We start from the raw sequence: 1281 nt of genomic DNA on the forward strand, positions 1-1281 counted from the left end.
TGGGCTTGATCCGCTTTGACGGACATCCGAGATCAGGGGTTCACCCCGGGAGGATGTCCATCATGGAGAGCATGGGGAAGAAGAAGCCTCGCCCTCGTCGCTCGTTCACGCCGGAGTTCAAGGCGGAGATCGTCGAGCTGTGCCGACGCGGTGACCGCTCGGTCGGTCAGATCGCCAAGGACTTCGATCTGACCGAGACCGCGGTGCGTGACTGGGTGAAGCAGGCCGAGGTTGATGCGGGCGAGCGGGACGGCCTGACCAGCAGCGAACGCGAGGAACTGGCCGCACTGCGGCGGGAGAACCGCCGTCTGCGTGAGGACGTCGACATCCTCAAGCGGGCCACGGCTTTCTTCGCGAAGGAGACCCGGTGACGGTGCACCCGTTCATCGAGGCGGAGAAGCGTGCAGGTCACAGCGTCAAACGAGCGTGTGAGCTGCTGAAGGTCTCCCGGACCGCCTTCTACGCCCGCCGGGCTGCCAAGCCTGGTCCCCGCGCAGTCCGTGACGCCGAACTGGCGGAACAGATCGCCGACGTTCACACGCGATCGAGGGGAACCTACGGCGCCCCGCGCGTCCATGCCGTGCTCAAGCGGGCGGGCGCCGGATGCGGCCGCCGACGTGTCGCGCGGCTGATGCGGGCTGCCGGCCTGCAGGGCCGACACCGCAGACGACGACACTTGACGACGATCCCCGATCCACGGGCTGCCCTGCGGCCCGATCTCGTCGTCCGGGACTTCCAGCCCGACCCCGCCGGCCTGGATGCCCGCTGGTGCGGCGACATCACCTACATCGCCACGGAAGAGGGCTGGCTCTATCTGGCCACGGTCATCGACATCGCCTCCCGTCGCGTGGTCGGCTGGGCGACGGCCGACCACCTGCGGACCGATCTGGTCGCCGATGCCCTCACGGCCGCCTGTCGAAAGCGCCGTCCCAGCCGGCCGGTGACCTTTCACTCGGATCGTGGCTGTCAGTACACCAGCCAGCAATTCGCCACGCTGGCAGACCAGTTGGGGGTGCGCCTGTCGGTCGGCCGCACCGGACAGTGCTGGGACAACGCACTCGCCGAGTCGTTCTTCGCCACCATCAAGAGGGAGTTGCTCGGCGCCGTCTCCTGGCCCAGCCGGGCCGCCGCCCGCACCGCGATCTTCGATTTCATCGAGGGCTGGTACAACTTGCACCGGCTGCACAGCAGCCTCGGCTATCGCAGTCCCGCCGAATACGAGACCGCACTCGCAGCCTGACCACCACACCGATGGTGTCCGTCAAAGCGGAACAAGCTCAG

General features: G+C 67.6%; 2 protein-coding genes. Both read left to right on the forward strand.

Features of this window, described 5'->3' with window-relative positions:
- Positions 1 to 62 precede the first annotated feature (62 nt).
- Positions 63 to 371: an IS3 family transposase gene (locus tag AQJ58_RS40195; protein WP_053743648.1), complete on the forward strand. Its 309-nt coding sequence runs from the start codon at positions 63 to 65 to the stop codon at positions 369 to 371.
- Complete coding sequence (locus tag AQJ58_RS43200) at positions 368 to 1240, forward strand: IS3 family transposase (RefSeq protein WP_067259578.1); 873 nt, start codon at positions 368 to 370, stop codon at positions 1238 to 1240. The genes AQJ58_RS40195 and AQJ58_RS43200 overlap by 4 nt, the downstream gene beginning before the upstream one ends.
- Positions 1241 to 1281 lie beyond the last annotated feature (41 nt).

This window comes from Streptomyces sp. DSM 15324 (genome assembly GCF_001514285.1).
In the GTDB taxonomy this organism is placed as follows: Bacteria; Actinomycetota; Actinomycetes; order Streptomycetales; family Streptomycetaceae; genus Streptomyces.

What these genes read in the sequence shown, in the direction of transcription:
- AQJ58_RS40195 (WP_053743648.1), top strand. Translation starts at nt 63, where the DNA reads ATGGAGAGCATGGGGAAGAAGAAGCCTCGCCCTCGTCGCTCGTTCACG.